We start from the raw sequence: 25,202 nt of genomic DNA on the forward strand, positions 1-25,202 counted from the left end.
CGGATCGACTACCAGGTCGCCACCGAGGGGATCGCCGCGCGTGCGCTGGAGGCGAAGGTCGAGCGCGCGCCGTCCTACGACAAGCGCTGGTCCGACCACGCTCCGGTCACCGTCGCCTACGACCTCTGAGATCCTCGGTCGCACGCCTCTGGCCGGGCATAATGCGGTCGGGAGGTGATGGCCGTGCACCAGTTGGTCGAAGCGAAACGTCAGGAAATCGAGGAATTGTGCTCGACGTTGTCGGTGCGTCGCCTCGACCTTTTCGGCTCGGCCGTGGGGGACTCGTTCGATGCCGCCTCCAGTGACGTCGATGTTCTCGTCGAGTTCGACGCAGGACCTGGTTTCGACTACTTCGGCACCTACTTCGATCTGAAGGAAGGGCTCGAACGAATTCTGGACAGGCAGGTCGATGTCGTGAGCGCATCCGGTCTTCGTAACCCGTACTTCAGGCAACGCGTCCTGGAGACGCGGGAAGAGCTCTATGCAACGTAGGCGCTATCCTGCAAGCCGCCCGTCCCTTGCCCACACCGAACACCGCAGAAATCACCGAGAAAACCTCACTGGTCGATACCGCCCGGTCCACCGTGCAGATCGTTGCTGCGGACTGCCAGCAGTGGCCCGTCCTCGCCCACCACTACAAGATCATTATCCCCTTGCCTGCGCGTTGCGATCGTCTCCATTATATGCACAAAAAAGAGTTGCAGCGCACCGATGATTGGCTCGACATTCGGAAATACTTCCCCGCCCGCCGACTCCATCTTGCGCAAGTGCAGCCCCAAGATGGCGGGACTCACATGCAATCGAATCGGAGGGTCCAAATTCTCCTCCTCCCATGTGAACAAATCAACGAACATTTTGTCATCGTTGACTCGCACTTCTGAATCACTCTTGAGTCGCTTGATGAACTCTGCAAAGAGGTCACTATCACGCATAGCCGACTCCATGTCCTCTCCAGTCGCCTTCTGTATCGACCGAGCAACCTTACGTATTCGCGATTACTGTGCGCAGCATTCCTCTATTCTAACTCACGCGCCATCCCTGATGTAGTCACAGAAGTATACCCGGCTCGGCAGGCCAAACCGGGTATACTCGGCCCACTAAACCAGCTCTCTACCTCCTGGGGAATGCAGTAATTATATTACTGTCTGCATTGGCCACTGCCACAAGTGGGCGGTAGCGCTTAATGACGTTGCCATTATTGTCACGGATCACAAGCGGAGCACGGTAATTCCACATATCATGTGTTGCGCTGTAGTTGGTGGCATAGGGAGCGATCAGAACTTGTTCGATTGCCCAGTCGGCAAAATCGCGCCAATTATAGCTGCCGGCATACGCGGCTACGCGCTTCCAATCGTTCATATGGCGAGCCTTGATGTGCCTGTACCCCCATTTTTCCATGCCACAACGAAGGAAAGCTGATTCTCCAATTGGTGGACCATTTCGCGGGAAAGTGCGAACCAACTTCATGTTGTCATCCCAGATGCCACATGCAGCCCATACATCTGATGTGCGTACTGGATTATATTCAACACCGTTGATCGAAACGGTGTACTTCTCGGACCCGGAAAATTTGACCTTGTCACCAAGAAGACTGGCTTGGGTATGCGACTCCGCGAAATTATTCGAGCTACCCCAAGCCACAGCTGGAAAAGTAGTCAGTACAGCGGTCTCCCCACAAGACGAGTTGGCTCTTTCTGCATCACTTCAGTGGGCTCCGTGCCGAGCCGACACCTGGGAATCGGTCACCCGGTGGTGTCTTGGGGGAGAACGGGTTCCGCGTAGTGCGCGGGGTCCCGGGGACACACCCATATCGCCACCTCGTCTCGCTCTGCTACCTGCAGCGGATGCTGGTGTCCGGGGCACGCGGGCAGCAGTGCCCCTCTCGTGGCCTCCAGCATGTGCTCCTGGATCTGCTCCGTGGTGGCAATGATCGCGTCGATCAGCGGCACCCCGATGGTGAAGTGGACCCCGACGGGGTACTCGGGGCTCGAAGCGTCGCCAATAGTGATCGACAGACTCTTCACGTTGCCACTATCCCGGAGCGGAGGAATCTTGTTTTCGGCGACTTTGATCTCGAGGACGGACCAGGCGGGCCCTCCGTCGGCCCGCAGCCGTGCGAGCACAGTGTCTGCGAGTCGACGGGCGAAGGCTGTCTCGGAAGTCATAGCTCCCTTAGTACTGCAGCCGGTGCGCCCAGTGATCAGGAGGTGATTGCCCAGCGGCCATGACCTGATCGAAAGCTCGTCGTCGCCTGCCGGTGTGAGTACGGCCCGGGGAGCTGTCAGGGGCCCGGTAGCAGGCTGGCGGCTTGGTCTGGAAACGGGTTAGGGCGAAGCCCAACGTAGAAAGCCCCCATGGGGGAAGCGACGCCAGCCACCTGCGCACCGACCTCGTCGCCGACTGCCTGGACACTGCGGTAGCTACCCGCGGTGGTGACGCCGGGGTGATCTTCCATAGCGACCGTGGATGTCACCAGCGCCCAGTTCGCCCAGCACTGTTCCCGCCTGGGCATCCACCGCTCTCTCGGACGCACCGGCTGTTGGGACAACGCAATCGTGGAGTCGTTTTTCGGAGCACTGAAACGAGAACTCGTACACCGACACCGCTTCGCGACCTGAGCTCAGGCACGCCAGACCATCTTCGTCTGGATCCAGACCTGGTACAACCGCAGACGACTGCACTCCGCTCTGGGCTATGCCAGCCCCGAGCAGTGGGGACAGCAGGAACTACCCGAGGCCGCATAACCACGTGTCCGGCCAACAGGGGGAAGATCGTACGCGGCTGTTGACGATGCTCTGGTGTGGCAGCTCCTCACCGAGAAACTCCTTGCGCTGCACCGGTTTCTGCGCTCGCTCCTGGAAAGTTGGTTCTTCACGCGGCAGGCACACTGTCCGTGTTCGAGGCGGGCATCTGCTTTGCCCCGATTCGTGCCGTGAGGATTGCTTCTCGATGATTCCCCGGTCGATCGACTGGAGGATCGACTACCAGGTCGCCACCGAGGGGATCGCCGCGCGTGCGCTGGAGGCGAAGGTCGAGCGCGCGCCGTCCTACGACAAGCGCTGGTCCGACCACGCTCCGGTCACCGTCGCCTACGACCTCTGAAGTCTCCGGCCGCGCGCGTTGTCGGTCGTCGCGCCTAGTCTGCTCTCATGATGGACCACATCGGTATCCAGGTGGCCGACGTTCAGGCGTCCTTGGACTTCTACCTCCGCGCCTTCGCGCCCCTCGGGATCGGCGAGGCGATGCGGTTTCCCGATGGGGACACGTTTGTCGTCGGCCTGTCCGGGCCGGATGACATTCCGGTCTTCTGGCTGAGCCGGGCAGCGGCGGTCGAGACGCGGGAACTGCACCTGGCCTTCCGGGCGCCCGACCGGCAGACCGTCGACGCGGTCCACAACGCCGCCCGGGAAGCGGGCATCGAGGTGCTGCACGCACCGCGCGAATGGCCCGAGTACCACCCTGGCTACTACGCGGTGTTCCTGCGCGACCTCGACGGCCACAACGTGGAGGCCGTGCACTACGGCGGTTGAGGACAACCGGCCGGTTCGGGGGCCGGATGCCGCCATGCTCACCGGCGGGCGTGCCGAACCGGCTTACGGAGTCAGGAACGCTTGCGCATCTCCCGCAGCTGACGGTGGACGTCGTCCAGGTTCCAGCGGTACTGACCGCCGGGCGTGACGAGAGCCGGTTCCAGTTGTCCTGTCCGAGCGTAGTGCGTGATCGATTGGTGTGAGATCCCCAGCTCTTTGGCCAACTGACCGCTCGTCAGCAATCGATCCCCGGACATAGCCCGATCGTAGGTTTTTTCGATCGCTCCCGCTGGTAGCTTTAGCTGATTTAGCAGTTTAGGTAGTATTGGTAGTACGAGCACTTTAGGTAGTGGGGAGCGAGCATGAGTGACAACGTGCACCGGTACGTGCCGGACCACGAGCGGCACTACTGGCTGCCGATACCGAGCCCGGAGAACCGACGGCACGCCTTCCGGGGCGGCCGCAGGTGGGACGGCCGCCGGAACGGAGAGACGGTGTGCGGCGTCACCGTGCCGATGGCCGCACCGTCGGAGATGGACTGGGTCTGGATCCCCACCTGCGGGCACTGCTGGTCTGCGCTGCTGGCCGAGCGAGACCGGAAACCCGCGGACTCCTGAGGGGATCGACTATCCGCTGCTCACCGGTTGCGCCATCGTGGCTTGCGCTTCTCGGCGAAGGCGGTCACTCCCTCGATCGTGTCCTCGCTGACCATGAGCTCGTCCAGAGCGCTGGAGTCATGGCGGACCGCCTCGAGGGTGTCGGCGATGCCCTCGGTCTCGGCCATGACCTGCAGGGACAGACGTGTCGATGTCGGTGAGGACTCGAGGATCTCGGCAGCCAGCTCCCGGGCTCCGTCGAGGGCGGCTCCCGCCTCGGTGACCTGGTTGACCAGGCCGTGGTCCCGGGCTTGCTGCGCACCGAGCGTGCGCCCGGTCAGGATCATCTCGGTGGCGACCTTGGGGGGGATCGTCCGGGGGAGCCGGACCAGCCCCCCGGCGCCGGCGATGAGACCGACCCTGGCCTCGCTGAGGGCGAACTGCGCGGTGGTGTCGGCGACGACGAGATCGCAGGCCAGCGCGATCTCACAACCGCCGCCCATGGCGAAACCGTTCACCGCCGCGATCACCGGTTTCGTGCGATCGCCACGGCTGGTGAGACCGGCGAACCCGTTGCGGGGAACCCACACCGGTTTGCCGCTGGCGCTGTAGGCGAGATCGTGGCCCGCCGAGAAGGACTTGTCGCCCGCACCGGTCAGGATCGCCACCCACAGGTCCGGATCGGCGAAGTAGGCGTCGAAGATCTCGTCGAGTTCCTCGTTGGCCTCGGGGTGCAGCGCGTTGCGCGCATCCGGGCGGTTGATGGTGACCTCGAGGACATGGCCGTCCCGATGCACGAGAACGTGTTCGTAGTCGTCGCGCAGTACCGCGGGCCGCGGTGGGAACAACTCGTTCATCCGCTCCTCGGTGGTGGTCACGCGATTGCCGAAACCGAAGGAGCGCACGAACACCCGGCTGTCGAGCGGGTCGGAGTCGGTCAGGGTGCGCAGGGTCTCCTCGTCCTGGCCGTGAGTCGTGGCGAGGAAGCGGCGACCGTCGGCCTCCAGCCTGCCGACCACGACCCCGAGCGCCCCGGAGCGGCGGTACCGGACCGTGTAGGTCTCCACCGTGGCCCAGCCCTCGGGTTCACGGGTGTACTCGGCGGCGGGCCGCTCGTCGATGCGGGCCTGGGGGCGTGCGCTGCTGTCCGGCCGCCATGCCGCGGGAGTGGTCGAGTACACGCCGGCCGAGTACTTGGACAGCAACCCGCCGTTGGCGCCGACCAGCCCGAACGTGCCCGGAGCGGCACGCAGTCGGGCCACCGTTTCGGCGATCGCGTGCATCGAGTAGTTGTTGCCCGCACCACCGAAGAAGGGCAGCCCTCCCGTGACGGTCAAACCGCGCGGATCCTCCGGGGAGAGGTCCAGCCCGTCGCAGAGGGCGAACACCGCGATCGGGAAGCAGCTGTAGAGGTCGAGAGTGGCCACGTCGTCGAGCGTGATCCCGGCTTCGTCGAGGGCGTGCTCGATCGCCAGCACCGCCGCCGGGCTGCGGCTCAGATCGGTGCGTTCGAGCAGGGGACGCTCGTGCAGGTCGGCGTGGCCGTGCAGGAAGACCCACCTGTCCTGCGGCACGCCGAGGCGGCGCGCGGCGGCCACCGACATGAGCAGCACTGCCGCCCCCTGGTTGACCTGCTCGCGGGAGACCACCATGCGGGTGTAGGGATCGGCCACGCGCCGGTTGCGTTCGGTCGGCGTGACGAGCTCCTCGGCCGAGCGGACCGCGGGGGCAGCCGCGTGGGGGTTGTCGGCGGCCACCCGGGTGAACGGCGCGAACAGTTCCCCCATCGTGCGGGCATAGTCCTCGTGCGACTGTTTGAGCCGCCGACGGCGCGCGTGCTCGAACAGCGCGTACTGGCTCATCGGCTCGGTCAGTCCGTGGTCGGCCTCGTAACGACCCGCCAGCCCGCGCAGCCCCATGCCGCGGTCCTCGAGCTGTCCGCCGATCTCCTCGGAGAAGTCGGGTGGTTGGTCGGCTCCGGCGAGGTGACGCACCGTGGACAGGGCTTCCGAACCGAACGTCAGGGCGACCTCGGCCTCACCGGCTGCGATCGATCCCGCCAGCTCGCTCACCAGGTGTTGCGGGCCCTGCCCGCCGGTCACCTCGAGGATCGCGCGTTCCGGCTCGGCACCGATGCGCGCCGCCACCGAACGCGGGTAGTTGTCCGAACGCCCCAGCGGTGCCTCGGCTCCCGGAACGGAGATCTCGAACTGGCGAATACCGGCGACGACGTCGATCGCACCGGCCACACCGTCGGTGCCGGTATCGGCCAGAGCGGCCTGCGCGGCCTCGGCGGCCAACCCGACCGGCGACAGCCCCCGGTAGGAATCGTCGTCGATGCGTTCGGAGAACTGGCCGACGCCGACGAGTACGGGCGTCCGGGGATCGAGATCCATGTCGTGTCCTTCGTGCCGTCCTGCTCGTGTCGCTCGGGGGAAGGTATCCGTGCTCGTTCAGGCGCTGAGCAGTCGGGCCAACTCGGCGCGTTCGGTGTCCTCGTGCAGCATGTTCCGGGCGCGCACGATGTGGTTGGCCGCCGCGATCTCGACCTCGAACGTGCTCACCGCCTCGCGCGCGTCCAAATGTCTGGTGGACCAGTCGACGACCTGCGACCAGGAGTACAGCGACCAGCCGTCGCCGGAGAGCGGGACGGGGAAGGCCCCGGGGCCGCGTTGCCCGGTGGCGATCAGCCGCATGCCCTCGTAACTGCGCCCCAACCGATCGGCGATCGTGCGCAGGGAGACGAGGTCGTCCGTCTCGACGGCCTGCACTCGAAACCCCGCCCGTTCCACATCGCGGATCGCCGTGACGAGAGCGTGGGTGAGACTCGGAGCGTCCCTGTCGAAATGGACAAGCGCAGTACCATTGCGAGTTTCCGGACTTGCGTCGTCACAGCCCGACTCGAACAGCAGGTCGTACTCGTCCTCGCTCGGAATTCGGTTGAGAACAAGAGTGAAGTCATGGTGATTCACGAATGTTCCCCTTTCGGTGTGCCACGGTGCCGATTACGAAACTTGTCAAGCCGCTCCGCATGGTGCTCGGGGACTCGTGGGGTGCAGTAAATCGGCATCTGCTCGCCGCAGTCCGGGCAGACGAGGCGACCCCACCGGTGACCCTTGTGGAGCTCCACCACGAGGAGGCCCTCCTCTTGCGCCCGCCGCAACACCTCGGCGATCGGTTTCTTCGGGTGACGCTGCTTGCTGATCACCGTTGCGAGTGTGCAACGGACTGTTGTCAGTGTACAACGCACACTCGGGTGAAGGCAGGGCTCGACCGGGTGATCCTGTCCCGAGATGGCACGAGGGGCCTTCCGCAAGCGCGGAAGGCCCCTCGGCAGCGGCTGCGGCCCTCTCGGGCCGCGTCGATCGGTTCGGCCGTCAGATCGCCTTGATCACCGCCGCACCGCGTCGAGCGCGTCGATCAACCCGGCACCGTAGAAACCGGCGCCGGTCCTGCCGCCGTTGCACTGCGCGTCCCGCTCGCCGTCACCGTCGGTGTCGTAGCCCTTCGGGCACGGCAGGGAATCGGCTTGGGTCGCCATCGCGTCCTTGACCTGTGCGGCGGTCCAGTCCGGGTGCGTGCTGCGGATCAGCGCGACCACCCCTGCGGCGTGCGGCGAGGCCATCGAGGTGCCCTGCATGTAGCCCCAGCCGCCGCCGGCCAGGGTGGACAGCACCAGCCCGTTGCCGGACGGTGTGGCGGGCGTCTGCTCGGAATCGCCACCGGGTGCGGTGACATCGATCTCCTGGATCCCGTAGTTGGAGTAGAACGACTTCTCCTGCTCCGGACCCACTGCGGAGACCGTCACGACGCCGGGCAGTTCACCGGGCAGCACCGCGCAATTGGGCCCGGCCCAGCGGTCCTGCGTCGGGCCGCCGTTGTTCGGGCTGGTGGTGTCGTGGACGGGCTTGTGCAGGTCCCAGTTGCTGTTGCCCGCGGCCACGACGTTGACGATGTCGTGGTCCTGGGCGTAGGCGACGGCGCGGCGGACCGCCTCGGCCGCAGCGGCCTGGTCCGGATCCTTCCGACACCACAGTTGCCACGGGTCGACGTAGTAGGAACTGTTCGTGACGTCGATACCGTGCTCGGCCGCCCACATGAAGCCGCAGATCGCGGCCCCGGGATAGATGAAGCCTTCATCGCTGACGACCCGGATCGAGGCCAGCTTCACGTTCGGGGCCACCCCGGCGATGCCGACGTCGTTGCGGGCGGCGGCGATGCTGCCCGCGACGTGGCTGCCGTGGGACTGCTGGATGCCCGTCGGGGCCCAGGCCTCGACGGAGGTGTCCGGGATGCCGTTGTCGACGCAGCTCACCGACTTGGACATGTCCAGATTCGGGGCGAGGTCGGGATGGGTCGGGTCGATGCCGAAGTCGAGCACGCCGACCGTGATGTCCTCGCTGCCCTCGGAGACGGTGTGGGCCTTCGGTGACCGGATCATCCGCATGTCCCACTGCTCGGACTCCAGCGGTTCCCGTTCCGCACCGGCGATCGTGGCCTGCGGCTCCGCGGTGCCCGAGACCTTTTCGATCGTGCTGGCCCGCTTGTTGTCGGGGCGCTGCTCGGCGAGGTTGCGACTGGCTCCCGCGCCGTCGACGGCGGGCTCGTCGCGGACGGCTTCGGCGAAGCCGGGGTCGGTCGAGGTCGCGAGAACGACGCCGATCTCCGGCCAGCTCTGCACCACCGTGCCACCGGTGTCGCGGACCGAGTCACCGGTGGTCTGCAGGCTCTCGCCGGTCGGACCGAGGACGATGAAATGGGCAGGGGCGGCGGTGGCCGCACTCGCCTGTTCGGGAGCGCCGGCGGCAGTGGCGGGCACGAGCAAGGACAGTGCCAACGCCGAGCCGACGATACGCAATGGATTGTGTCTCATTTCCCTGAGTGACATCCGTTCTTTCTCGAGGGCTGTCGTGATTACTGAACGAGAAAGTCTGCGGCCGATCGGCCTCGGGGTACAGGGCAGAACGGAGTAATCAACATCCACGAGAGTGATATGTGATGTGATCTTCACCTGCTCGTTGCCGGGTGTGGAGCACAGCACAACGGGACTACGGTTGGGAGCGTGCCGGCTGATCTCGAAGTTCCCCCGCCCGAGTCCCCGCAGGAACCCGCCCCGAGCGCATCGGCGATGCGCCGGGCGCTTCGCCGAGCGGCCGATGGTGTCACGCTGGACGCCACCGAGGCCGCAGTGCTGCTGCACGCTCGCGGTGACGACCTGGACACCCTCCTGGATGCGGCCTCCCGTGCCCGGGATGCGCATTCCACCGCCGAGGGCCGTGCGGGGGTGGTCACCTACAGCCGCAAGGTGTTCGTCCCGCTGACCCGGCTGTGCCGCGACCGGTGCCACTACTGCACGTTCGCGACGGTGCCGCACAAGCTCGAGGCGCCTTTCCTGGAACAGGAGGAGGTGCTGGCCATCGCGCGCCGGGGAGCCGAGGCCGGCTGCAAGGAGGCCCTGTTCACCCTCGGCGACCGGCCGGAGGATCGCTGGTCGCAGGCGGCGGAGTGGCTCGAGGCGCGCGGTTATTCCTCCACTCTGGACTACGTGCGGGCCTGTGCGATCGCGGTGCTGGAGGAGACCGGACTGCTGCCACACCTCAACCCGGGCGTGCTGAGCTGGCAGGAGTTGACCCGGCTGAAGCCGGTCGCTCCGAGCATGGGAATGATGCTGGAGACGACCTCCGAGCGCCTGTTCAGCGAGCCCGGCAAGGCGCACTACGCCAGCCCGGACAAGGAACCCGCCGTGCGGTTGCGGGTGCTGTCCGATGCGGGCCGGGTCGCGGTGCCGTTCACCAGCGGCATCCTCATCGGCATCGGCGAGACCACCACCGAGCGCGCCGAGTCGCTGCTGGAGCTGCGCGCCGCCGCACGCCGGTACGGGCACATCCAGGAAGTCATCGTGCAGAACTTCCGGGCCAAACCGGACACGGCGATGCGTGGGATGCCGGATGCCGACCTGGGCGATCTGGCCGCCACGATCGCGGTGGCGCGGCTGCTGATGCCGTCGGGGGTGAGCGTGCAGGCACCACCCAACCTCGTCGGCGACGAGCACCGGCTGATGCTGCGTGCCGGCATCGACGACTGGGGCGGGGTCTCTCCGGTGACCCCGGATCACGTGAACCCCGAGCGGCCCTGGCCTGCCATCGACGAGCTGGCCGAGCAGACCGCGGCGGGCGGTTTCGAGCTGCACGAGCGCCTGAGTGCCTACCCGCGCTACGTACGCGCGGGACTGGCCGGAGACAGCACCCCGTGGCTGGACCCGCGGGTGACCGGCCACGTCGCGGAACTGTCCATGACGGACGGGCTGGCGCGCCGGGACGCGCAGCCTGCCGGAATGCCGTGGCAGGAGCCCGACGGTGGCTTCGCCTCGATCGGGCGCACCGACCTGGGAAGCAGCATCGACACCGTCGGGCGCAGCGAGGACCGTCGCGGCGACTTCGACACCGTCTACGGCGACTGGGACGAACTGCGGCAGCAACTGCCCACGGCGCGGGCACCGGAACGGCTCGATTCCGATGTGCGCGAAGGTCTGCGCATCGCCTCCCAGGACCCGGCCGCCCTGCTCGACGAGAGCAACACCGATGCGGCGATGGCGCTGATGACCTGCGACGGTGCCGCGATGGAGGAGCTGGCGGGGCTGGCCGACGAGTTGCGCCGCGAGGTGGTCGGCGGTGACATCACCTACGTCGTCAACCGCAACATCAACTTCTCCAACATCTGCTACGTCGGATGCCGGTTCTGCGCCTTCGCCCAGCGCGAGCGTGACGCCGACGCCTTCCGGCTGGCGCCCGACGACGTCGCCGACAGGGCCGAGGAGGCCGCCCGCGCCGGAGCGACCGAGGTGTGCATGCAGGGCGGCATCGACCCGCGCCTGCCGACCTCCGGCTACGCCGACCTGGTGCGGGCGGTCAAGGACCGGGTGCCCGAGATGCACGTGCACGCGTTCAGCCCGATGGAGGTCGTCAGCGCCGCCGCCAAGGCGGGGGTGAGCATCGAGGCCTGGCTGACCGAGCTGCGCGATGCCGGACTGGACAGCGTTCCCGGCACGGCCGCCGAGATCCTCGACGACGATGTGCGCTGGGTGCTGACCAAGGGCAAGCTGCCCGCCTCGGAATGGATCGAGGTCATCACCACCGCGCACCGCCTGGGCATCCCGTCGTCGTCGACGATGATGTACGGGCACGTGGACACCCCCGAGCACTGGCTCGGGCACCTGCGCACGATCGCGGGCGTGCAGGATGCCGCCGCCGCCAACGGGGTCGGCGGGTTCACCGAGTTCGTCCCGCTGCCGTTCGTGCACCGCAACGCGCCGATCTACCTCGCCGGGCTCGCCCGGCCGGGGCCGACCCGGCGCGACAACCGCGCGGTGCACGCGATGGCGCGCCTGGCGCTGCACGGACGCATCGACAACGTGCAGTGCTCCTGGGTCAAGCTCGGCGACGAGGGCACCGCGGAGGTGCTCACCGGTGGCGCCAACGACCTCGGCGGCACGCTGATGGAGGAGACGATCAGCCGCATGGCCGGGTCCGAGCACGGATCCGAACGCACCATCGAGCAGTTGCACACCCTCGCCGCCCGCGTCGACCGGCGCGCTCGTCAGCGCGGCACCACCTACGGACCCGTACCGGTCAGCCACCTCGGCATCACGGAGGTTTCGGGGTAAGGGGTCCGCGGATTGGTTTGCGTAGGGGTGCGGGTGGCGGAACCTCCGGCTGCGCCTCGCTGCGCCGAGCCCCGACATCAGGTAGCGACTCTCCATCACGTCGGGACTGTCCTCGCGAGGCTGTGCGGCGAGAACCCGCGGCGGTGCCTGCTGCCTACGTGGAAAAGGAAGCGGCTGACGCCGCTTGCCGAAACGGCCGCACACAGCCGGTCAGCCGACACCAATCCGCGCGGCCACGTAGGAGGAGAGCAGTGAACGCCCGTCCGCATCGTCGGGCATTCGTCTCGCCTCCGTCCCCACGATTTCGGGCATCGTGTGCGCGGGCGGGGAAGGTGTGCTGAGGCAGTTGTCGCGTCCTACGGATACAGCAATCCGCCCGACAGGGCGTATATGTGTCGGGCCAGGACGGCCCCGCTCGGCCGCTCTTGCCCGAACCCCGATTCGCCACATCGACTCCTCGGCCGGTTCTTCCGAGTGACCAGCGCGTTCGTTTGCAGACGGGAACCCGGTGCAAGCGTCTTCGTGATGGGCATTACGATCTTCGCGGCGTTGTTGGTCCACCGCTGCCTTGTCCGGTCGGTATTTCCGGATTACTGCATTGGACACTTTTGTGGTTACGGAAGGTGGCCATTTCGTCCCCCGGTCTTCGGCACGGTCCGGCAGACGGGGACCTGCATTGGTTGTTGACCCGGACGGGTGTCCATTGAGGGAGGCATCGCTCGTGGGTAGTCGAATGACTCGCGCCTGCATCCGAGTGTTCGTACTCATCGCCACGATGTTCATCGGTACGGCGACCGCAGGCGCAGCCACGCTCGAACAGCACGTTCAGGCCCAGGCGACGCCGCTGGAGTCCCTCGGTGCCCCCGTCGGCCTGGCTGCTGTCGGCCTCGGCATCACGGGGATGCTCGCGGGCGCCTTCCGCCGCAAGAAGGCCACCGTGCAACCCGAGAACGAGCGCAAGTTCTGAATCGCCCCCGGTCGGCGTCCGCAGGTGCGGCCTGTTGTGCAGGGGGTTGCCGTCGCGGCCGTGCCGCTACCACGGACTCGCGGGAAAAGCGGTCGCGGCCTTCTGCGAGAATCGCAGGGTGAGCAGCGACGAGCCCGTTTCCCAGGACACTGTGAGTCAGGCTTCCGGCGCCGGAGAGGCGGCGACGGCCGCACCGCGTCAGCGCGTGTTTTCCGGTATTCAACCCACCGCCGGTTCCTTCCACCTCGGCAACTACCTGGGCGCGCTGCGCAACTGGATCGCGTTGCAGGACACCCACGACGCGTTCTACTGCGTGGTCGACCTGCACTCGATCACCATCGCCAAGGATCCCGAGGAACTGCGGAGCAACACACGCTACGCTGCGGCGCAGTTGCTGGCGATGGGAATCGACCCGGAGCGCAGCACGCTGTTCGTGCAGAGCCACGTTGCCGAGCACACCCGGCTCAGCTGGGTCCTGGAGTGCCTGACGGGCTACGGGGAAGCCGCGCGGATGACCCAGTTCAAGGACAAGTCCGCCCGGCAGGCCGAGGAGCACGTCAGCGTGGGGCTGTTCACCTATCCGGCCCTGATGGCCGCCGACATCCTGCTGTACCGGACCGACGTGGTACCGGTCGGTGAGGACCAGCGCCAGCACCTGGAGCTCAGCCGCACCCTCGCCCAGCGGTTCAACTCCCGCTTCGGCGAGACGTTCGTGGTACCCGACGCGCACATCCCGCAGGACACCGCCAGGATCTTCGACCTGCAGGATCCGGACTCGAAGATGAGCAAGTCGGTGCCCTCCGGCCTGATCGAGCTCATGGAGGAACCCAAGCGCATGGCGAAGAGGGTTCGCTCGGCGGTGACCGACAGCGGGCGGGAGATCCACTACGACCCGGAGAATAAGGCCGGAGTGAGCAACCTGCTGGTGATCCACTCGGCCATGACCGGCCGCTCGATCGCCGATCTCGAGGCCGCCTACGAAGGCCGCGGCTACGGGGACCTGAAAAAGGATCTCGGTCAGATCCTGGGCGACTTCGTCACCCCGTTCCAGGAGCGCGTGCGGACCTACCTCGACGACCCGGCCGAGCTGGACAAGATCCTGCGGCGTGGGGCCGAGCACGCCCGCGAGGTGGCTTCCGAAACCGTGCGCACGGTGTTCGATCGGGTCGGATTCCTTCCTCCGGCAGGCTGACCCGATCATGCGGGGGTAACCTTCGGCCGTGTTCCACCGGGCAGGAGGTGAACAGTGGCCGATCGCAGTCAACCGGCACGCACGGCGAAAGCCGATGAGGCACAGCCGAGCAGACTGGACCTGCTGCGGCGCAGGTACCCCCGGCTCGATCGACTCGTGCGGGCTGCCGGGCGCTACCAGGAGCAGTACGGCGATTACTACGCGGCCGCGATCACCTACTTCAGCGTGCTTTCGCTCGTGCCGCTGCTGATGATCGCTTTCGCCGTGGCCGGCTTCATCCTGGCGAGCAATCCCGCTCTGCTCGAACGGCTGCAGAGCGCCATCGCCGAGTCCGTCCCCAGCGAGCAGTTGAGCACCCTGCTCACCAACATCGTGAACGAGGCGATTCAGCAGGCAGGCACCGTGGGCATCATCGGCCTGCTCGGGGCGCTGTACTCGGGGCTGGGCTGGATGACCAACCTGCGCGAGGCACTGACCGCGCAATGGGGGCAGGGCCCCACGCAGCTGTCGTTTCTGAAGAAGTACGTCGTCGACCTGGCCTCCCTGGTCGGGCTCGGTCTGGCCCTGGTGGTGTCCTTCGCGATCAGCGCCCTCGGGGGAATGGCCGGTGATGCCCTGTTCACCCTGGTCGGCATCGGCAACACCGCCTTTGCCGCTGTTGCTCTGCGGCTGCTGACGATCCTGCTGTCCCTGGCCGCGAGCTGGTTGGTGTTCCTGTGGGTACTGGCGCGGTTGCCGCGGAAATCGGTCACGCTGCGCAGTGCCGTGTGGGGCGCCCTGTTCGCGGCGGTGGGTTTCGAGGTGCTCAAGCAGGTCGGCGTGTTCTACATCAGCAGTCTCAACAGCTCCCCGGCCGCGGCCGCGTTCGGCCCGATCCTGGGTCTGCTCGTGTTCGCCTACCTGGTCTCCCGCTTCATCCTGTTCGTGACCGCGTGGACCGCGCAGGCACAGGAGAACCGGGAACTCGTGCCGCCGGAACCGCCCCCTCCGGCGGTGATCCGGCCGGTGGTGCAGGAGCGCTCGGGTACGGCGCTCGCGGCCGGCCTGTTCGGCCTCGGGGCGGTTCTCGGCTGGTTCGCGCGGCGCCGATGGTGATCCGGACGATTGATCACCTCCTGTCCGGAAGGATCCCGGCCTGGCGGTGGACCGCCTCCATGTAGCGGCGGATCTCGGGGTGGCTCCGGCTTGCGCCGAAGGCCCGGGCGATCAGGGCTTCTTTCGAGCCCCAACGCCGATAGATGGTCAGTGTGCCCACCACGGGTGAGCGGAGACTCGACGTCGGTCACGGGTGCTCGTCGTCGGTCAGCTCGGCGCTGTCGCGGCGTGTTGCTGCGAGTTTCGCGCGGCGCTGCCGCACGCCCACGGCACCGAGTACGGCGACGAGAGCCGTGACCAGCAGAGCCAGTGGCCCACCGACCGTGCCGAACAGCGATGACCCCGACGCCTCCGGCGGTCCCGAGGAATCCACCTTTTCCGCCATGCCTGCCTGCTGCTGCGGTGCCCGGCTGGTCGAGGACGCGGGCTGCGGCGATTCCAGTTGCCCCACCGCCTGGGCGTCCGCGCCGAGACGGAACCCGTAGTCCAGCAGTGCCGTGGCCTGCTGGGACAGGGGCAACGGATGGTTCTCGCCGCGGAGCAGGACCGCGACCAGCTTGTGTCCGTCCCGCTCGGCGGCGGCGATATAGGTGTGGCGCGCGTCGTTGGTGTATCCGGTCTTGCCGCCCAGGGCCCCCGGATAGTTCCGGAGCACGTCGTTGTCGTTGTACAGCTGCAGTGGCGGGCCGTCCGGTCTGCCGGGGATTTCGGCATGGTGCCTCGCGACGATCTCGGCGAATGCCGGTTCCTGCAGTGCGGCGCGGAAGATCAGCGCCATGTCGTAGGCGGACGTGCTCATACCGGGCCCGTCCAAACCGGATGGTGTGGCGGCTCTGGTGTCCAGCGCACCCAGTTCACGGGCGAGCCGGTTCATGCGGGTGAGCGTGCGGTCGGGTCCGCCGAGTTTCCTGGCCAGGGCGTGCGCGGCGTCGTTGCCGGACTGCAGCAGCAGGCCGGTCAGCACCTGCCGCACCGTGTAGGTGACTCCGGGGACGAGGCCGGCTTTGCTGCCTTCCTTGCCGGCGTCGGCCTGAGTGACCGTGATGGTCTCGGACATGTCGAGCTGCCGGATGGCCACCAGCGCGGTGAGAACCTTGATGACGGAGGCGGGCCGGTGTCTGCCGTGCGGATTTTTCGCGGCGAGCACGTCGCCGCTGTCGAGCTCGGCGAGGATCCAGGTGGACGAGGTCACCTCGGTGGGTACCGCAGGAGAGCCGGAGGGGACGATCACGCCGCACGCGCCCATCCGCTCACCGCCGACGGCTTCTTCCGGGACCGGGAGCGGTTCGGGCGAGGGAACGCCGGACGGCGGCACCTCGGAACTGTCCACGGGAGGTGGTGGCAGTGTTGCGTTGGGGCAGTTCGCCGGTGGCTCGGCGATCTCGGTTTCCGTTGCGAGAGCGGCGCGGGGACCGAGTACGACGATGAGCAGGACGCCGACGGCGATGGCGGTTTTCGCGCGCAGCACGGTGGCCGGGCGCCGGGCTCTCACAGGCACATCGGCAGGCTAACGAATCCCGCAACGCCATGGTTCCGCCGACAGTGCCGAAAAGCCCCGCCCGTGTGACGCACGGAAGGGGGTCGATACTGGAAGGGTGAAACTGTCCTTCCGATCCGCACTGTTCCTGCTTGCCTTCGGCGTCTGGTCCTGGCTGCTGTGGCCGACCTTCATCCGCAACATCTGGACCGGTGAGCGTTCCTGGGAGGGCGGTGCCCCGACCGCCTACCTCGTGGTGCACCTGGTGATTGCCGTGGTGTCCCTCGTTCTGGGGACGGTGATCGGCGTGATGGGCTGGCGTGGTTGCCGAGCGTCACGCCGCTGACGTGGGGGTTGTGCGGTTTCACGCGAAACCGCACAACCCCTGATCCGGCGAGGCGGCACCGGATGCACGACGTCACGGTCCGTCAGCGACGGAACATCAGGGCCCGCTTGACCTCCTGAATCGCCTTGGTCACCTGAATACCACGGGGGCAGGCGTCGGTGCAGTTGAAGGTCGTGCGGCACCGCCAGACGCCGTCCTGGTCGTTGAGGATGTCCAGGCGCTCCTCGGTGGCCTCGTCCCGGCTGTCGAAGATGAACCGGTGCGCGTTGACAATCGCGGCGGGACCGAAGTAGGAGCCTTCCGACCAGTACACCGGGCAGGACGTGGTGCAGGCCGCACACAGGATGCACTTGGTGGTGTCGTCGAAGCGCTCGCGCTCGGCGATCGACTGGGTACGCTCCCGGGTCGGCTCGTTGCCCGAGGTGACCAGGTACGGCTTGATGGCGCGGTAGGCCTCGAAGAACGGCTCCATGTCCACCAGCAGGTCCTTGTTCACCGGCAGCCCCTTGATCGGCTCCACGGTGATCGTGGTCTCCCCGCTCTTGGCGAACATGTCCTTCAGCAGAACCTTGCACGCCAGCCGGTTGACACCGTTGATGCGCATGGCGTCCGAGCCGCACACACCGTGGGCGCACGACCGGCGGAAGGTCAGGGTTCCGTCGATGTACCACTTGATGTAGTGCAGCAGGTTGAGCACGCGGTCGGTCGGCAGCGCCGGAACCCGGTAGGACTCCCAGTGCAGATCCTCGTCGACCTCCGGGTTGAACCGCTCGATCTTGACGGTCACCATCGTGGCGCCCTCGGGGATCGGCGGTGCGTCCGACGGCAGGTCCGCCGTGGTGCTGTCGTTGTTGCTGAGAGTGGCGGTCATCAGTACTTACGCTCCATCGGCTGGTACCGGGTCACGGCAACGGGCTTGTAGTCCAACCGGATATCGGCGAGGAATCCGGTGAGCCCGAGCGGTGCGTTCGGGTCTTCGGCGTCCGGCAACTGCTTGTACGACATGCTGTGGCGCATGAAGTTCGTGTCGTCGCGGGCCGTGTAGTCCTCGCGGGCATGGCCGCCGCGCGACTCCTTGCGGGCGAGAGCGGCATTGACCAGCGACTCGGCCAGGTCGAGCAGGAAGCCCAGCTCGACGGCCTCCAGCAGGTCGCTGTTGAATCGCATGCCCTTGTCGTGCACGGCGATCCGGCCGTAACGCTCCTTGAGCACCTGCACGTCCGACAGTGCCTGCTTGAGGGTCTCCTCGGTGCGGTACACCGAGGCATTGGCGTCCATCGTCTCCTGCAGGGCGGTGCGGATGTTGGCGACCCGCTCACCGCCCTGGGCGGTGCGCAGGTGGTCGACCATGCCCTGCACGAGCTTGGCCGGCTCCTCCGGCATCTCGATGTGGCTGTGCTCGTGGGCGTACTCGGCGGCGGCGATTCCCGCACGGCGGCCGAACACGTTGATGTCCAGCAGCGAGTTCGTCCCCAGCCGGTTGGACCCGTGCACCGAGACACAAGCACATTCGCCCGCGGCGTAGAGACCGGGCACGACGGCGTCGTTGTCGCGCAACACCTCGGCCTGCACGTTGGTGGGGATACCCCCCATCGCGTAGTGCGCGGTCGGGTAGACCGGCACCGGCTCGTTCAGCGGCTCGACACCCAGGTAGGTGCGGGAGAACTCGGTGATGTCCGGCAGCTTCTGCTCCAGCACGTCCTCACCGAGATGCGTGACGTCGAGCAGCACGTAATCCTTGTTCGGGCCGCAGCCGCGGCCCTCGAGGACCTCCAGTGCCATGGACCGGGCCACGATGTCGCGCGGGGCGAGATCCTTGATCGTGGGCGCGTAGCGTTCCATGAACCGCTCGCCGTCGGCGTTGCGCAGGATGCCGCCCTCGCCGCGCACGGCCTCGGAGATGAGGATGCCCAGCCCGGCCAGGCCGGTCGGGTGGAACTGGTAGAACTCCATGTCCTCCAGCGGCAGGCCCTTGCGGTAGACGATGCCCATGCCGTCACCGGTGAGGGTGTGGGCATTGGAGGTGGTCTTGAAGACCTTGCCGAAGCCACCGGTGGCGAACACGACCGACTTGGCGTGGAACACGTGGATCTCGCCGGTGGCCAGCTCGTAGGCAATGGCACCGGTGCACACCTGCTCACCGTCTTCGTTCTCGCTCATGGCGACGTCGAGAACGTAGAACTCGTTGAAGAACTCCACGCCGTGCTTGATGCAGTTCTGGTACAGCGTCTGCAGGATCATGTGGCCGGTGCGGTCGGCGGCGTAGCAGGCGCGGCGTACCGGCGACTTACCGTGCTCGCGGGTGTGGCCGCCGAACCGGCGCTGGTCGATCCTGCCTTCCGGGGTCCGGTTGAACGGCAGCCCCATCCGCTCCAGGTCCAGGACCGAGTCGATGGCCTCCTTCGCCATGATCTCGGAGGCGTCCTGGTCGACCAGGTAGTCGCCGCCCTTGATCGTGTCGAAGTTGTGCCACTCCCAGTTGTCCTCCTCGACGTTGGCCAGGGCGGCACACATGCCACCCTGCGCCGCGCCGGTGTGCGAGCGGGTCGGGTAGATCTTGGTGAGTACGGCCGTGCGGGCACGCTGGCCGGACTCGATCGCGGCGCGCATCCCGGCACCCCCGGCGCCGACGATGACCACGTCGTATTTGTGGAATTGCATGGTCGCCTCCTTGGGCTGGTGGCGAGTCCCCACCGGGGTTCGGTACGTCGAAGCTCACGCGGGGCGCTCGGGTCTGCTTCTGCGACGATCAGCTGATGTTCGGGTCGAAGGTGAACAGCACCAGGGTGCCCAGGCCCACGGTCAGCACGATCGAGCAGTAGAGCAGTGTCCGCAGCCAGAAGCGGGTCGTTTCCGAGCGGGCATAGTCGTTGATGACGGTGCGCAGGCCGTTGCCTCCGTGCAGGCCCGCCAGCCACAGCATCGTCAGGTCCCAGAACTGCCAGAACGGCGACGCCCAGCGTCCCGCGACGAAGGCGAAGTTGATGCGCTGCACGCCACCGTCCAGGAACAGCATGATGAGCATGTGCCCGAGGACCAGGAACAGCAGCACGACACCGGACAGCCGCATGAACACCCAGCTGTAGAGCTCGAAGTTGTTGCGGCGCGCGGCCGGTCGGGTCGCCGAGCGTGGCTTGTCGACGGACAGGGGTGCTTCGGTTGTGGTCATGGTTCTAGTGCCCCCCGAACAATTCCGTGATGGCGCGAGTGAGCATGCTGATCGCCGCCGGGATCATCAGGACCAGCCACAGGCCCACGACAGTCCACAGCATGGGGCGCTGGAACCGGGTACCCTCGGACCAGAAGTCGATCAGCATCACTCGGATGCCGTTGAACGCGTGGAACAGCACCGCAGCCAGCAGACCCAGTTCGAACAGGATCATGACGGGATGCTTGTAGGTGCTGATCACCGTGTCGTACGCGTTGGGTGAGACCCGGACCAGAGCCGTGTCCAGCACGTGTACGAACAGGAAGAAGAAGGTGAGTACGCCTGTGATGCGGTGGGCGACCCACGACCACATGCCCAGGTCGCCGCGGTAGAGCGTGCCCTTGGCGCGAGGATATTCCTCGCGCGGGCGTGTCTCCGCCGCGGTGGCGGTGGTGCCGGCCATGATGGAAGGCCTCCAACGTCGCTGGTGAACTGACGGACCCGCTCCGCGACAAACCGGCGTCCGGGATTCGACGCAGGAACACACGGGTATGTGTTCACGTGCGCCACCGGTCACCTGTAGCGAGTCCCTGACCCATCGGATGCTAGACCTGCGACATCCGGTCGGCCTACTCGCCTGTGCCTGCTGTGATCGAGCCGACAACTCACCGCGGCGAGTGGATCGATGTAGAAACCGGAACACGATTCTTTCGGGCGAGATGCCCGATAGCGTCAAGTCGCGGATGTGAGAGTTCTCCCACCCGAAAAAGGCCGTGAGTGATCGGCACGGCCCCCCGGAACATGATTCCCGTCACAGCTCTCACGTGGTCCGAGTCAGGAAGGGATGGTGCGCGGTGGGCACGGTCGAGTGGGACACGCTGCGGGAGGCCGCGACACGAGCGGCAGCCGACGCGTACTGCCCGTACTCCGGGCTGCGGGTCGGCGCGGCGGGACTGTGCGACGACGGGCGCCTCGTCGTCGGCTGCAATGTCGAGAACGGCTCGTACGGACTCACCCTGTGCGCGGAGTGCACGATGGCAGGTCAGCTGCGGCTGACCGGAGGGGGACGGTTCGTCGCCGTCACCTGCCGCGGAGACGGGGGCGAGCTGATGATGCCGTGCGGACGTTGCCGCCAGCTGCTTGTCGAACTGGGTGGCCCGGAGTGCCTTCTCGACACCCCGAACGGCATTCGCACGATGCGCGAGATGCTGCCGGACGCCTTCGAGCTGTAAGAACACCGGCCTTGCGGACACGCGGGACCACGGACATGCGGATGTCGGGGGACGGCGTCGGGTAAGAGTGAGGCCGGTTGGTGTTGTCCGATACGAAAGGCCGCTCATGTCCCACTCCGCCCCCGACGTGATCCGGGCCAAGCGCGACGGGCATCGACTCACCGGCGACCAGATCGACTGGGTGATCGATGCCTACACGCGCGACGATGTCGCCGAGGAGCAGATGTCGGCGCTGGCGATGGCCATCCTGCTGCGCGGGATGGACGCGGATGAGACCGCCCGCTGGACGGCCGCGATGGTGGCCTCCGGCGAGACCCTGGATCTCGCAGGGGTACGGCGACCCACGGTGGACAAGCACTCCACCGGTGGCGTGGGAGACAAGATCACCCTGGCGCTGACACCGCTGGTGGCCGCATGCGGGGCCGCCGTGCCACAGCTGTCCGGCCGGGGACTCGGGCACACCGGGGGAACGCTGGACAAACTGGAGTCCATCCCCGGCTGGCGGGCGGAACTCACCGCCGACGAGATCCGTGATCGTCTCGACAGGGTCGGGGCCGTGGTGTGCGCGGCGACGGAGGGGCTCGCACCGGCCGACCGCAAGCTCTACGCGCTGCGCGATGTCACCGCCACGGTGGAGTCGATCCCGCTGATCGCCGCTTCCGTCATGAGCAAGAAGCTGGCCGAGGGGACTCGCTGTCTCGTGCTGGACGTCAAGTGCGGGTCCGGGGCCTTCATGAAGGACCCCGAGCGGGGCCGTGAGCTCGCCGAGGCCCTGGTGTCGATCGGCACCGCCAACGGTGTGAACACCAGCGCCCTGCTCACCGCGATGTCGACTCCTCTGGGCAGGACGGTCGGCAATGCGCTCGAGGTCACCGAGGCGGTCGAGGTGCTGCGCGGTGCGGGGCCGCCCGATGTTGCCGAGCTGACGGTCGCGCTGGCGCGCGAGATGCTCGACCGCGCCGGGATCTCCGGGGTGGACCCGGCGCAGGTGCTCGCCTCGGGCGAGGCCTATGAGCAGTGGTGCCGGATCATCGCCGCGCAGGACGGTGATCCGGAGGCGGCGCTGCCGCGTGCCGCGCACAGCCACGTGCTCCCCGCGCCGGCAAGCGGCACGCTGGCTTCGCTGGACGCCTACGCCGTCGGTGTGGCGGCGTGGCGCCTGGGTGCCGGGCGAACGCGCAGGCAGGACCGTGTGCAGCATGCGGCGGGGGTGGTGTGCCGGGCGAAGCCGGGGGAGCGGGTCGAGCAGGGGCAGCCCCTGCTCGACCTGTACACCGACACTCCGGAGGCCGTCTCGGGAGCGCTGGAGGCGCTGGACGGCGCGTTCACGATCATCGACACCGAGGTGGCCCCATCACCGCTGATCCTGGACCGGGTGGGTCCGTGAGCGCCGATCACGCGCTTTCGACGGTGTAGTCGTCCCCCTCGTCGGTGCCGCCGGACTTGTCCGGGTCACGCTTGGCGCTCTTGGACTTCCCGCGCCGCTGCTGCCGGGGCAGAGCGGTCGGCGGTGCCGGTGCGGAGGGAGCCGCCGGGGCGCCACCACCGAGGATGAGTTCGGCGAAGGTCGCCATCGCCTCGTCGAGCTGGCCGGCGTGCCTGCGCTCGGTCTCCTCGTTGGCGTTGCGCACCAGCGAGTCCAGCGACTCGGTGTCGGGGCGTTCGGCGAGCGAACCGCTGATCTGCGAGAGGTTCGTGGCCAGCGTCCCGCTGAGGTCGCCGAGGCGGTCGGTGACGCCCTGCTCGACGGTCTCCAGCCGGTTGTTGACGTTCTCCTCGACGGAGTCGATCCGGGTGGAAACCCGGTCCAACCGGTTGGTGAGCGCTTCGAGCCGCTCGGCGAGCTGGTCGAGGTGCTGCGTGGGATCCACGGCCGGGCGAGCCGCGAGCTCGTCGAGCTTGCCGCTGATCTGCTCGCTGCTGCCGGACACCGCCTGGCCCACCGCGTTCTGCACGGTGTCGGCCGATTCGGTCACCGAGCGCTGCAGCGCTTCTCGCGTGCCGTCGATGTGCTCGTGCACACCCTCGTCGATCTCCGCGAACCGTCCGCGCAGGCTGGTCTCCATCGAGTCGAGGCGCTCCCGGACCGGTCCGTGCACCGAGCCCGGCAGCTCGTCGATCCGGTTGTCCTGCTTGTCCAGGTGCGCTCCCAGTTCGTCGAGGCGCTGGCCGAGATGGGTGAGCTTGTCCTCCAAGCTGTCCACCCGGCCCGCGACCCCGTCGAAACGGCCGGTCATCCCATCCAGGCGTCCGTCGAGCTGGGCGAACGGCTGGGAGAACTTGTCGACGAGTCCGTCGACCGTGGTGCTGAGCCCGGCGATCGCATTGTCCTGGGACTCGAGCTTGGACAGCGCCTCGTCGATCCGCTCGGCGAGCACGCTGACCTCGGTGCGGTCGGGCAGTTCGGACAGTCGCTTGCGGATGGAGCCGAGCGACTCCAACGGCGACATCCGGGCGTTGATCTCGTCCAGTGCGTCGAAAATCTGCTGCTGTTCGCTCTCGCGGATCTCGGCAGCACGCGTGAGCATGTTGCGCATGCGATCGAACGACAAACCTGCTTGGTTGTTCTCGTTCACGGTTACGGGCGTCCTTCGTCGGGGGGGAGGGGCGGCCCAGTAGAGGGTAGCTACCGGATCAGGGTGAAAACAGACACCCCTGGATCTTGCGTCGGTGCACGCCGGTGGTGGGGTGTGCACCGGCGCTCGAGCGTTTCGGTGTGTCGCGGCACGGGTTGTCACCGTGCGGGGCCGGACGGTAGTAACGTGGTGCCATGGTGACGCCGGTGAGCACGGAAACGATCCCGCTGGCCCCCAAGGTGTTGCTCCACGATCATCTCGACGGTGGGTTGCGCCCGGAGACGGTGATCGAGCTCGCCCGTGAGGTCGGCTACCGGAAATTGCCGCACGAGGACCCCCGGGCGCTGGGGCGCTGGTTTGCGGAGGCGGCCGACTCGGGGTCGCTGGAGCGGTACCTGGAGACGTTCTCCCACACGGTTGCGGTGATGCAGACGCGCGATGCGCTCGTGCGCGTGGCCACCGAATGTGTCGAGGACCTGGCCGACGACGGCGTGGTGTACGCGGAGGTGCGCTACGCCCCGGAACTGTTCCAGGAAGGCGGTCTGACGCTCGACGAGATCGTCCAGGCCGTGCAGGACGGTTTCCGGGAAGGGGAACGGCGTGTCGCCGCCTCCGGCAGGTGGATCCGCATCGGGACCCTGCTGGCCGCGATGCGGCAGAACGCGCGCTCGGCCGAAATCGCCGAACTGGCCGTGCGGTACCGCGATGCCGAGGTCGTCGGGTTCGACATCGCCGGGCCCGAGGCGGGTTTCCCGCCGACCCGCAACCTCGACGCGTTCGAGTACCTGCGCCAGCAGAACGCCCACTTCACCATTCACGCAGGTGAGGCCTTCGGGTTGCCATCCATCTGGGAGGCACTGCAGCACTGCGGTACCGAACGCCTCGGCCACGGGGTCCGCATCGTCGACGACATCAAGGTCGACGGCGACGGCTCCGTGCACCTGGGGCGGCTGGCCTCCTACGTGCGGGACCGCCGGATCCCGCTGGAGATGTGCCCGTCGTCGAACCTGCAGACCGGGGCGGCGCCCTCGATCGCCGAACACCCCATCGGCCTGCTGGCCCGCCTGCGTTTCCGGGTCACGGTCAACACCGACAACCGGCTGATGAGCCACTGCTCCATGTCCAGCGAGTTCGCCACGCTGCACGAGACGTTCGGGTACGGCTGGGCCGACATGCAGTGGTTCACGGTGAACGCGATGAAGTCGTCGTTCCTCGGCTTCGACGAGCGCCTGGACGTGATCAACAACATCATCAAACCCGGCTACGCCACCCTCATCGGTTAGAGGCAATACCGCTGATTTAGGTTGGGTGTGGCTGGTAGTGTGTGTTCATGCCCAGGCCTGGTCAGGTGACGTCGTCGTCGCGGGAGCGGTTGCCGGA

26 protein-coding genes and 3 pseudogenes are annotated in these 25,202 nt (G+C 67.1%); 14 read left to right on the forward strand and 15 right to left on the reverse strand.

The genetic code is table 11. The annotated features are described in order from the left end of the window. Positions 1 to 129 (forward strand): annotated as a pseudogene (locus DFQ14_RS22485) (exodeoxyribonuclease III); the annotation flags it as partial. A 48-nt stretch (positions 130 to 177) separates the two neighbouring features. Beyond that, positions 178 to 492: a nucleotidyltransferase family protein gene (locus DFQ14_RS20345; RefSeq protein ID WP_420810204.1), complete on the forward strand. Its 315-nt coding sequence runs from the start codon at positions 178 to 180 to the stop codon at positions 490 to 492. A 65-nt stretch (positions 493 to 557) separates the two neighbouring features. On the opposite strand, the gene DFQ14_RS20350 is transcribed toward DFQ14_RS20345, so the two are convergent. The 3 genes from DFQ14_RS20350 to DFQ14_RS20355 form a co-directional block, all read right to left on the reverse strand. Continuing rightward, complete coding sequence (locus tag DFQ14_RS20350; protein ID WP_141921402.1) at positions 558 to 932, reverse strand: hypothetical protein; 375 nt, start codon at positions 930 to 932, stop codon at positions 558 to 560. Positions 933 to 1,110: 178 nt separating this feature from the next. Further along, positions 1,111 to 1,641: a hypothetical protein gene (locus DFQ14_RS21720; RefSeq protein ID WP_141921401.1), complete on the reverse strand. Its 531-nt coding sequence runs from the start codon at positions 1,639 to 1,641 to the stop codon at positions 1,111 to 1,113. 101 nt (positions 1,642 to 1,742) lie between these two features. Continuing rightward, on the reverse strand, positions 1,743 to 2,024 hold the full coding sequence (locus DFQ14_RS20355; protein ID WP_147275578.1) for a TFIIB-type zinc ribbon-containing protein: 282 nt from the start codon (positions 2,022 to 2,024) through the stop codon (positions 1,743 to 1,745). Between the two features lie 606 nt (positions 2,025 to 2,630). Between DFQ14_RS20355 and DFQ14_RS22685 the strand changes: the two are divergent. From DFQ14_RS22685 to DFQ14_RS20365, 3 genes and pseudogenes are all read left to right on the forward strand, one after another. Further along, positions 2,631 to 2,744 (forward strand): annotated as a pseudogene (locus DFQ14_RS22685) (hypothetical protein); the annotation flags it as partial. Positions 2,745 to 2,970: 226 nt separating this feature from the next. Next, a pseudogene (locus DFQ14_RS20360) lies at positions 2,971 to 3,102 on the forward strand (exodeoxyribonuclease III); the annotation flags it as partial. 47 nt (positions 3,103 to 3,149) lie between these two features. Next, positions 3,150 to 3,530 carry a VOC family protein gene (locus DFQ14_RS20365; RefSeq protein ID WP_114454944.1) on the forward strand — a complete coding sequence of 127 codons (381 nt, stop codon included), beginning with the start codon at positions 3,150 to 3,152 and terminating at the stop codon, positions 3,528 to 3,530. A gap of 71 nt (positions 3,531 to 3,601) precedes the next feature. Here the strand turns inward: DFQ14_RS20365 and DFQ14_RS20370 are convergent, their stop codons facing one another. Then, positions 3,602 to 3,787 (reverse strand): helix-turn-helix domain-containing protein, encoded by a 186-nt coding sequence (locus DFQ14_RS20370; RefSeq protein WP_114454945.1) that lies wholly within the window; start codon positions 3,785 to 3,787, stop codon positions 3,602 to 3,604. A gap of 105 nt (positions 3,788 to 3,892) precedes the next feature. Here DFQ14_RS20370 and DFQ14_RS20375 point away from each other — a divergent pair, with 105 nt between their 5' ends. Beyond that, positions 3,893 to 4,147, forward strand: coding sequence for a hypothetical protein (locus tag DFQ14_RS20375; protein WP_114454946.1), 255 nt, complete (start codon positions 3,893 to 3,895; stop codon positions 4,145 to 4,147). Between the two features lie 20 nt (positions 4,148 to 4,167). Here the strand turns inward: DFQ14_RS20375 and DFQ14_RS20380 are convergent, their stop codons facing one another. The 4 genes from DFQ14_RS20380 to DFQ14_RS20390 all read right to left on the reverse strand — a co-directional run bounded on the left by DFQ14_RS20380 (position 4,168) and on the right by DFQ14_RS20390 (position 8,999). Then, a complete protein-coding gene (locus DFQ14_RS20380) occupies positions 4,168 to 6,522 on the reverse strand; it encodes an acetyl-CoA acetyltransferase (protein WP_114454947.1) in 2,355 nt (784 codons plus the stop codon). A gap of 57 nt (positions 6,523 to 6,579) precedes the next feature. Next, positions 6,580 to 7,098, reverse strand: coding sequence for a hypothetical protein (locus tag DFQ14_RS20385; RefSeq protein ID WP_114454948.1), 519 nt, complete (start codon positions 7,096 to 7,098; stop codon positions 6,580 to 6,582). Then, on the reverse strand, positions 7,095 to 7,334 hold the full coding sequence (locus DFQ14_RS21725; RefSeq protein WP_141921400.1) for a hypothetical protein: 240 nt from the start codon (positions 7,332 to 7,334) through the stop codon (positions 7,095 to 7,097). Before DFQ14_RS21725 ends, DFQ14_RS20385 begins: the two co-directional genes overlap by 4 nt. A gap of 183 nt (positions 7,335 to 7,517) precedes the next feature. Further along, complete coding sequence (locus tag DFQ14_RS20390) at positions 7,518 to 8,999, reverse strand: S8 family peptidase (protein WP_179951630.1); 1,482 nt, start codon at positions 8,997 to 8,999, stop codon at positions 7,518 to 7,520. A 189-nt stretch (positions 9,000 to 9,188) separates the two neighbouring features. Between DFQ14_RS20390 and DFQ14_RS20395 the strand changes: the two genes are divergently transcribed. From DFQ14_RS20395 to yhjD, 4 genes are all read left to right on the forward strand, one after another. Continuing rightward, entirely contained in the window at positions 9,189 to 11,789 is a 2,601-nt protein-coding gene (locus DFQ14_RS20395) for a bifunctional FO biosynthesis protein CofGH (RefSeq protein WP_257233773.1), read from the forward strand. Positions 11,790 to 12,510: 721 nt separating this feature from the next. Then, a complete protein-coding gene (locus DFQ14_RS20400) occupies positions 12,511 to 12,756 on the forward strand; it encodes a hypothetical protein (RefSeq protein ID WP_141921399.1) in 246 nt (81 codons plus the stop codon). Between the two features lie 205 nt (positions 12,757 to 12,961). Next, positions 12,962 to 13,948: a tryptophan--tRNA ligase gene (trpS, locus tag DFQ14_RS20405; protein ID WP_114454966.1), complete on the forward strand. Its 987-nt coding sequence runs from the start codon at positions 12,962 to 12,964 to the stop codon at positions 13,946 to 13,948. A gap of 54 nt (positions 13,949 to 14,002) precedes the next feature. Further along, on the forward strand, positions 14,003 to 15,043 hold the full coding sequence (yhjD, locus tag DFQ14_RS20410; protein ID WP_114454952.1) for an inner membrane protein YhjD: 1,041 nt from the start codon (positions 14,003 to 14,005) through the stop codon (positions 15,041 to 15,043). 13 nt (positions 15,044 to 15,056) lie between these two features. Here yhjD and DFQ14_RS21935 read toward each other — a convergent pair whose 3' ends face one another. Next, a complete protein-coding gene (locus tag DFQ14_RS21935) occupies positions 15,057 to 15,203 on the reverse strand; it encodes a hypothetical protein (protein ID WP_158546735.1) in 147 nt (48 codons plus the stop codon). A gap of 27 nt (positions 15,204 to 15,230) precedes the next feature. Beyond that, positions 15,231 to 16,541 carry a D-alanyl-D-alanine carboxypeptidase family protein gene (locus DFQ14_RS20415; RefSeq protein WP_246195821.1) on the reverse strand — a complete coding sequence of 437 codons (1,311 nt, stop codon included), beginning with the start codon at positions 16,539 to 16,541 and terminating at the stop codon, positions 15,231 to 15,233. Positions 16,542 to 16,638: 97 nt separating this feature from the next. Between DFQ14_RS20415 and DFQ14_RS20420 the strand changes: the two genes are divergently transcribed. Continuing rightward, positions 16,639 to 16,866 carry an SCO4848 family membrane protein gene (locus tag DFQ14_RS20420; RefSeq protein WP_114454953.1) on the forward strand — a complete coding sequence of 76 codons (228 nt, stop codon included), beginning with the start codon at positions 16,639 to 16,641 and terminating at the stop codon, positions 16,864 to 16,866. A gap of 82 nt (positions 16,867 to 16,948) precedes the next feature. Here the strand turns inward: DFQ14_RS20420 and DFQ14_RS20425 are convergent, their stop codons facing one another. The 4 genes from DFQ14_RS20425 to sdhC all read right to left on the reverse strand — a co-directional run bounded on the left by DFQ14_RS20425 (position 16,949) and on the right by sdhC (position 20,477). Continuing rightward, positions 16,949 to 17,737, reverse strand: a complete 789-nt coding sequence (locus DFQ14_RS20425; protein ID WP_114454954.1) for a succinate dehydrogenase iron-sulfur subunit — start codon at positions 17,735 to 17,737, stop codon at positions 16,949 to 16,951. After that, positions 17,737 to 19,527, reverse strand: a complete 1,791-nt coding sequence (gene sdhA, locus DFQ14_RS20430; RefSeq protein WP_114454955.1) for a succinate dehydrogenase flavoprotein subunit — start codon at positions 19,525 to 19,527, stop codon at positions 17,737 to 17,739. The genes DFQ14_RS20425 and sdhA overlap by 1 nt, the downstream gene beginning before the upstream one ends. Before the next feature lie 88 nt (positions 19,528 to 19,615). Further along, positions 19,616 to 20,035: a succinate dehydrogenase hydrophobic membrane anchor subunit gene (locus DFQ14_RS20435; protein ID WP_114454956.1), complete on the reverse strand. Its 420-nt coding sequence runs from the start codon at positions 20,033 to 20,035 to the stop codon at positions 19,616 to 19,618. A 4-nt stretch (positions 20,036 to 20,039) separates the two neighbouring features. After that, positions 20,040 to 20,477 (reverse strand): succinate dehydrogenase, cytochrome b556 subunit, encoded by a 438-nt coding sequence (gene sdhC / locus DFQ14_RS20440; protein ID WP_114454957.1) that lies wholly within the window; start codon positions 20,475 to 20,477, stop codon positions 20,040 to 20,042. Between the two features lie 391 nt (positions 20,478 to 20,868). Between sdhC and DFQ14_RS20445 the strand changes: the two genes are divergently transcribed. Together DFQ14_RS20445 and DFQ14_RS20450 are read left to right on the forward strand one after the other, a co-directional pair. After that, positions 20,869 to 21,246 carry a cytidine deaminase gene (locus DFQ14_RS20445; protein ID WP_114454958.1) on the forward strand — a complete coding sequence of 126 codons (378 nt, stop codon included), beginning with the start codon at positions 20,869 to 20,871 and terminating at the stop codon, positions 21,244 to 21,246. Between the two features lie 106 nt (positions 21,247 to 21,352). Then, entirely contained in the window at positions 21,353 to 22,633 is a 1,281-nt protein-coding gene (locus DFQ14_RS20450; RefSeq protein WP_114454959.1) for a thymidine phosphorylase, read from the forward strand. Between the two features lie 7 nt (positions 22,634 to 22,640). On the opposite strand, the gene DFQ14_RS20455 is transcribed toward DFQ14_RS20450, so the two are convergent. After that, positions 22,641 to 23,822 (reverse strand): hypothetical protein, encoded by a 1,182-nt coding sequence (locus DFQ14_RS20455; RefSeq protein WP_246195820.1) that lies wholly within the window; start codon positions 23,820 to 23,822, stop codon positions 22,641 to 22,643. Between the two features lie 194 nt (positions 23,823 to 24,016). Here DFQ14_RS20455 and DFQ14_RS20460 point away from each other — a divergent pair, with 194 nt between their 5' ends. After that, the gene (locus DFQ14_RS20460) at positions 24,017 to 25,105 is read left to right on the forward strand and encodes an adenosine deaminase (protein WP_114454960.1); all 1,089 of its coding nucleotides are present in this window, start codon (positions 24,017 to 24,019) and stop codon (positions 25,103 to 25,105) included. The last annotated feature ends 97 nt before the right edge of the window (positions 25,106 to 25,202 follow it).

Source organism: Halopolyspora algeriensis (assembly GCF_003337235.1).
Lineage (GTDB): Bacteria > Actinomycetota > Actinomycetes > Mycobacteriales > Pseudonocardiaceae > Haloactinomyces > Haloactinomyces algeriensis.

Coding starts and splice junctions, on each gene's coding strand:
- DFQ14_RS20370 (WP_114454945.1), bottom strand. CDS start 3,787: ATGTCCGGGGATCGATTGCTGACGAGCGGTCAGTTGGCCAAAGAGCTG.
- sdhC (WP_114454957.1), bottom strand. CDS start 20,477: ATGGCCGGCACCACCGCCACCGCGGCGGAGACACGCCCGCGCGAGGAA.
- DFQ14_RS20365 (WP_114454944.1), top strand. CDS start 3,150: ATGATGGACCACATCGGTATCCAGGTGGCCGACGTTCAGGCGTCCTTG.
- DFQ14_RS20460 (WP_114454960.1), top strand. CDS start 24,017: ATGGTGACGCCGGTGAGCACGGAAACGATCCCGCTGGCCCCCAAGGTG.
- DFQ14_RS20350 (WP_141921402.1), bottom strand. CDS start 932: ATGCGTGATAGTGACCTCTTTGCAGAGTTCATCAAGCGACTCAAGAGT.
- DFQ14_RS20435 (WP_114454956.1), bottom strand. CDS start 20,035: ATGACCACAACCGAAGCACCCCTGTCCGTCGACAAGCCACGCTCGGCG.
- sdhA (WP_114454955.1), bottom strand. CDS start 19,527: ATGCAATTCCACAAATACGACGTGGTCATCGTCGGCGCCGGGGGTGCC.
- DFQ14_RS20375 (WP_114454946.1), top strand. CDS start 3,893: ATGAGTGACAACGTGCACCGGTACGTGCCGGACCACGAGCGGCACTAC.
- DFQ14_RS20345 (WP_420810204.1), top strand. CDS start 178: ATGGCCGTGCACCAGTTGGTCGAAGCGAAACGTCAGGAAATCGAGGAA.
- DFQ14_RS20380 (WP_114454947.1), bottom strand. CDS start 6,522: ATGGATCTCGATCCCCGGACGCCCGTACTCGTCGGCGTCGGCCAGTTC.
- DFQ14_RS20425 (WP_114454954.1), bottom strand. CDS start 17,737: ATGACCGCCACTCTCAGCAACAACGACAGCACCACGGCGGACCTGCCG.
- DFQ14_RS20390 (WP_179951630.1), bottom strand. CDS start 8,999: ATGAGACACAATCCATTGCGTATCGTCGGCTCGGCGTTGGCACTGTCC.
- DFQ14_RS20450 (WP_114454959.1), top strand. CDS start 21,353: ATGTCCCACTCCGCCCCCGACGTGATCCGGGCCAAGCGCGACGGGCAT.